Source organism: Bacteroides sp. ET489 (assembly GCF_030518095.1).
GTDB lineage: Bacteria > Bacteroidota > Bacteroidia > Bacteroidales > Bacteroidaceae > Bacteroides > Bacteroides ndongoniae.
Genome location: NZ_JAULLJ010000070.1, coordinates 1 through 6,261, shown reverse-complemented (window position 1 = coordinate 6,261; position 6,261 = coordinate 1). Strand labels below are relative to the sequence as shown.

General features: G+C 38.6%; 3 protein-coding genes. All 3 read right to left on the bottom strand.

The genetic code is table 11. The features are described 5' to 3' along the window. Positions 1 to 163 precede the first annotated feature (163 nt). Positions 164 to 3,676 carry a hypothetical protein gene (locus Q3C19_RS17615; protein WP_302731099.1) on the bottom strand — a complete coding sequence of 1,171 codons (3,513 nt, stop codon included), beginning with the start codon at positions 3,674 to 3,676 and terminating at the stop codon, positions 164 to 166. Between the two features lie 43 nt (positions 3,677 to 3,719). Further along, positions 3,720 to 3,857, bottom strand: a complete 138-nt coding sequence (locus tag Q3C19_RS17610) for a hypothetical protein (protein WP_302731097.1) — start codon at positions 3,855 to 3,857, stop codon at positions 3,720 to 3,722. Between the two features lie 753 nt (positions 3,858 to 4,610). Further along, the coding region (locus tag Q3C19_RS17605; protein ID WP_302731095.1) for an AAA family ATPase at positions 4,611 to 6,261 on the bottom strand (1,651 nt) is incomplete at its 5' end.

Sequence of the window (6,261 nt, the reverse complement as noted above, 5' to 3'; positions counted from 1 at the left end):
ATTGTGTGTTTTTGAGGGAGGATTTTTCCTAACAGGGAAATTTTTGGGGTAACTACGGAGGAATTCTTCCCTAACTGAAGAAAAATGGAGTGGATATATTGAAAAAGGTCGGAAACCTTATGGCAGTTCCCGACCTTTTTATAGTTAGAAGATAAGATGAAAATTATTCATTTTCAAAGTCACCTTTCTTGAATCCCTTGTTATTAACAATTTCACCCCATGCTTGACCATCTTCTGCTAATTCCAATGTTCCATAGTTATATGATACATAGAACCAAGTCTTAGCATCTGTTGGATTAGATTTTGCACCAGTTACATAATCAGCAAGAGTTACTTCACCCTTAGTAAGGTCATAAGTACGGGCATTTTTAAATTCTGGTGTATCCTTATTATCATTTATTCCACCACCTAAATAAAGAGCATAAACATTACTTGCATCTTTTTCTATTACTAATGCTTGATAATTATTTATCTTCATCGCTGTACCCTGAGACAGTATTTTAGCAAGAGTTGCTTTATCTACATTTACTTTAGAACCACTCCATGATCCAGTGATGGCTGATGTAGTACCAGCAATAACTTCCACTCTTATACTATTAGTTCCATTATTGTAATCATTTACAAAAGCTTTCAAAGTCTTATATACTGCAGTGGTAGGAGAATAAACAGATGTTGATTTTTGACTTAAAGTACCATGATTTACAAGTATACCCTTTTCATTAATTATTGTTCTGATATAGTTAGGCTTGCCATATTTAGTACTTGCTATGGTATTAATTTTACCATAGTTAGTCATTGTGCCATTAACTGTCAACATGGTAGAACTGATAGGTTTAATATTCATTGTAACATCTTCTGCTACAGAGAAATCAGAACTTTCTTCTACACTTACCACTTTATTTACAGTGATTATTGTAGGAACTTTCGTTTCAAAAGCAGACTTTCCATTAATTGTCAATGAACCGATTGTCATGTTTGCATCTTTGGCAATGAATTTACTGTTATTCAGAATAAAGTCTTTTACTGCGACCTTTTTACCTGATGCTAAGTAAACTGTAGTAAATTCTACATCACCTTCAACATTGACTTTATTAATAACCTGCCAAGCGCGTTCTTGTGATCCTAAGGTAGTGGATTTGTAGTTTTCAAATACTTTGTTGAATGTAGCTTGATCTAAGTTTGCAACAATAGCACCTTTAACACCTGTCAACTTATTATGCACTGTATAATATGAATTAAACATCTCATAATTTGCAGGTGCAGAAAGGACAATGCTACCATCGTTAAGCGAGCTGAATTTAGAACCAGCTAATTGGATTACAGCATATTCATCATCCATCAATGTGATTTTACCGTAGTTAATTCCGTTTGCAGCTGTTGCAAAAAGTTCACCATCTACATTGATTACACCATATTCACCGTTTGTTATAGAGGTAGAAACATTCAAACAGCCTCCATAAGTACCTTTCTTTTCGCCACCTGCTTGAATATCAATCGTACCGTTATTTGTAAGTGTCTTGATGTCGGCTTTACTGCGGCTATCGCTGTTCATACCTTGTTCTTCACCAACCAAAGTCAATGTAGCACCTGTTCCGTTTGTGAATTCAACATCACTTGCATTCAGATAACCATCTACACCCACTTTAATTGATTTGTTATTGGTGCTAGCACCCTTCAATGTCATTTTTGCATTACCATCGATGGTTGCCTCTGCATCGTTTGTATAAGCACCATTAACAGTTAATTCTGCATTAGTGTCTACAACCAATGTACCGGTAGTCACATTATTTGCACCAGCTAAAGTAACTGCCACATCGTTATTTAAAGTAGCATTATTCAAAGTGACTTTACCAGTAGTAATTGCAGTAACAGAAGAACCTGCTGCAAAAATATTATTACCGTTCAATACAACATCATCCTTTGAATCAATGTTTACCTTAGCATTAGTACCAACTTGCATGGCTGTATTGCTAACAAGTTTCTCGAATGTCAGTGATTGTGCATTTTCAACAATTACTTTGGCGTCAGAAACAAGTTTATATGCATCGGTAAATTCTGTAGCATTTTCAGCAGGATCTTTAAATTTAACCGTTGATTCTGGCTGCCCTTCAATTAAAATGGTAGGACGATTTGTCTCGTCTAAAATCACATTGTTCGGGTTGATAACATATTCAGATTGATCTTTCAATTTCAATGTAGCATTACCATTGTATTCAACAGGATAATCTAAGAAATAGTGTTCCGGGTCAACTTCAATTATCTGACCTTCTACAAGATTCAAAACCGGTTTCTTCCAGTTACTTCCGTTACCGAAGTCACGCAAGTGATTTTTAATGTATTCCATGGTAAAGTTCCAATCCTGAGTTGATTCAATATTGAAACCTTCGTTGGGATCGAAAAGGTTGATATTGGTCTTACCACCCATGATTTCCAATGTTCTCTTGACATTGATCTTTTCAGCACGGTGAGCGGTAATCGTTTTTCCAGTGCCGCCTCCAATATAAGTGTCATAAGTACCTTCGCTTGTATAGACAGTCAGGCGCAATGCACCGTCGGTTTTACCCTCGTATTCCTTAAGGCCACTTTTACCATTATAAGTTCCGGCAGGCATAATAACCAGCAAATCCATTACATCACCTTCCTTTTCAAACACGAAAGGTTCTACCAACTGGTAAACAAGGTCAGAGGACTTGTCTTCAGTAGCGTCACTGTAGTCACCAATTATTGAAACAGGAGCGTCCGTATCAACTTCACCGTCTTCAATGCTCATGATTTTATTAAGAACAGCATTCAAAGCTCTTGTTACTTCACTCGGCTCAGCAAGACCGTTAATTACACCTCTATCATCGATAGGCAAAGTTGGGTTTGCTGTCCTTACTTCTGCTTGTAAATTAGCAATATCAATAGGATTCAGTGTCAGTTTACGGTTGAACGGAGTATTTGTATCATCCAATGCACGAAGCACAATTTTGTTGATAGATAAACCATTTTCTCCATAATATTTGCTTTCTAGATTAGCATCCAAGCGAATATGCAAAATGGAATGTGCACTTGTCAGAGCAAGAGGAAGTTCAAAGTCGGCTCCATGTTTAACTCCAACATTAACAATCGGTGATACAAAGAAATTTTGTCCGATTCCATTGGTGCGTTCTGAACCAATTTGAAGAACACCATTATCGAATCCTGGCTTTACGTTCTGTAAACGAGGAATTTCATCAACGATCTGACCTCTGGTAATCATGTCGCCATCATATTGGCTATAAAAAAGATATGCACCTTCTACAACTGCAGTCGGTGTACGGAAATTAGCAGATTTAGACGATTGCTCAATTTGCGGATAGAATGGATAATTGGTTATTACATAATCGTTATAACCGGCTTTATCCTTATCCACAATTTCATCGTTTGGCAGGTAGTCTACAACTACGGCACCCATACCGTCATTTTTGTCTCGCCATGCCCATTGGATTTCTTTATCATCCCAATAGCCATCAACGCGTGTTTGGGGAGCTTCTGCACCGACTCTTTCAACATTCAACGACACATTAACCTTCTCCCGACCTGCCAAAACGGAGTTTTCAGGTAAGGAAACCGGTTCCTGCTCAAATAAATCATTGGTACATGCACCGAAAATCATCGGGAATACCAATGCTCCTAATAAATACTTAGCTTTCATTATCTCTAATTGATTAGTTATACATTTTAAAGTTAATCACTTATTACCAATCTGTTCCTCCACCTGTACCAGGGATAGTTGTACCACCATCACCTTCAATCGGGCTGGCAGCAAAACCCTTCTCTACTTCCACCTCCAGAACTTCCACTTCCGGAGCTACATAAAACTTTTCCATTTCCATAATTTTAGTTTTTAATTGTTAGTAAATAAATTAATGTTTATTGATATTTCGTTCTCGTTTTTTGTTCAGTTGTCATTGCATTGTGGTGCGACATACCTTATTATAAAATTAACTCTTTTTAGCGTATCGCACGCTGTATATTGTTAAGCCATGAAAATTATCGTAAGTCCTTTCTTCTTGTATCGAACCATTCCCTATATATAATAAGGTGTAAATTCCAACCTCTTTTTGCTGTTTGATTTATCTTCGGATTTATTCGTTTATCAAACGCTAATTAGCTGTATATCTGTATATTATAATACTATACAACAGCGCATAATTCAGGCTGCAAAGTAACTAACTTATTTCCTAAATAGGTTTCGATTGTATTTTATTGATAATCAGCAGAATGCATACTAAGAAAAGAACGTAAACGAGAAAACAGGTGTGAATGGTGCGATTAAGAAAGAAAATGTAAATTATTTATAATCAGAAGATTATCTGATTTTGCATTATAGAGTATTATCAACCAAAAGTTCAATTAACACCACTTCATGACACTGGACGGGAGTATTATAAAACACTGATTTTAAGTACAAATAGAAAGAAGAAAAGTAGCTGATGCAATGGTGTTGACACCTATAATTGATACTTTTGGGTAAAAAGGTGTAAGGAAATTAGATAAAAAATACCCGCTTGCCGATGAAATATCAGTAAGCGGGGAAATATGAAGTTTAATGCTATTATAATGGTAAACCGGATTAAGAAACTGCTTTACAGCTTCACTTCAAGGCATTCCAGTTCCCATCCACGGAAGATTAAAGTGATAAGACGCAACTCTGTATTACCTTTCGTTTTCTGCACTTTCTCATCCGCAGCATACTGTTGAAGTTGTTCGGCAGCTTGTGCTTTCAGACTGGCTATTTCGGCATCCGTGGCATTGCGGCGGGCATATTTTACTTCTACAATGTAGCTGTAGGCTATTTCTGGCTGACGAACCAGATCAGGCATCATGTAGAAATCGGCATACCCTTTCGAGGATTCGTGCTCGGGGAAGATGATATAGCCTTTGGTCAGACCTAAGTATGCCAACAGGAAACCTTTTATGTGTGCTTCTCCTTCAATAAATTCTCGGATGGCGCTTTGACGTTCCAGTTCTTTGGCAAAGTACTGAAAAACAGGTTGCCAGTCACCTTGTAAAGCCATTCCTTTAACAAGCATAGAAAGCTGTGTCATGTCCATATCAAAAACTGAAGCATTGCGGTAGGCTTCAATTAGGTAGGTATACAGCTGTTCGCGTACAGTCAGGTTGGGAATACCTAAAATAGGACTACCAAAATCCGTTCCTTGTATAGACAACATACCGAAAAAGAACAGCAGGCTCTTGAAATTCTCCGTGTCGACCATCCGTTCGGCAGGGAAAGATTGCGCGATATTGGCCGTTACCTTTCCCTCTGCCACCAGCTGCTGGATAACGGAAGTATTAACACCTAATCGTTTATCTATCTGCACCAAGTGGCGAAGTTTATTGTAGTCGGTGCGGATGTTACTATCAACCATCATCTTAGGCGGTTTATGCCGTTGCATATATTCATTAAGGAAATATAGAGACATATCTGAGTTGAACATATGCTCGTCCGACATATCCTCTGAAAAGCAATAGTTATCGTACCATGGCCGCATCTCTTCCAACAGATCATCTACTGTAACCTCTTTCGGTAATGCTCCTTCTGACTTGTAGTAACTGATCATCTGACGTACTTCTTCCGTGCTGAAACCGATGATACTATTGAACTCCGGCTTCATGCTGATGTTTGTCCCGATGTTGAATCCGCTGGTTACGTCATCCATCGTAACGGGGCTGACACCGGTGATGAACAAACGGTCAATTGCCGCATCGGGTCCGGTAGTAGCAGCTTTAATAACATTGAAGAACTCACGGATAAACCCTTCGCCATGTGTCGTCTTGCGGTAACGTTCCGTGCCGTAAGTGGCCAGCAGGGTATTGGTGAAGTTATCATACTCATCAATCAGCAGGTAGATATGCGGGCAGTTGTTGTCGCTGATATAGCGGGCAAGCGCATCCAACATCAGACCGGGAACATCATTAAAAATGTTCAATTCATTCCAAATCTCACCACCCAACAGATACTCGTATTTCTTCACAAAACGAGTGATTGTGGAACTACAATAGGTTTTAAACGATTGTTCCATTTCATCAGGATTGGAGCTAACAATGGAGAAATTGAATCTGAGCACCAGATACTTATTATGCGACTTTGTGGCATGCTTCCCGATATACAGTTCACCGAAAAGTTCTTCGAAGCGGTCGGCATAATCTACGCTGTAATATGTCTCCAGCATCGCCAGAAACAACGACTTGCCGAAACGGCGGGGACGGAGCAGGAAAAGATAATTCGGCTGG

What these genes read in the sequence shown, in the direction of transcription:
- Q3C19_RS17615 (WP_302731099.1), bottom strand. Translation starts at nt 3,676, where the DNA reads ATGAAAGCTAAGTATTTATTAGGAGCATTGGTATTCCCGATGATTTTC.
- Q3C19_RS17610 (WP_302731097.1), bottom strand. Translation starts at nt 3,857, where the DNA reads ATGGAAATGGAAAAGTTTTATGTAGCTCCGGAAGTGGAAGTTCTGGAG.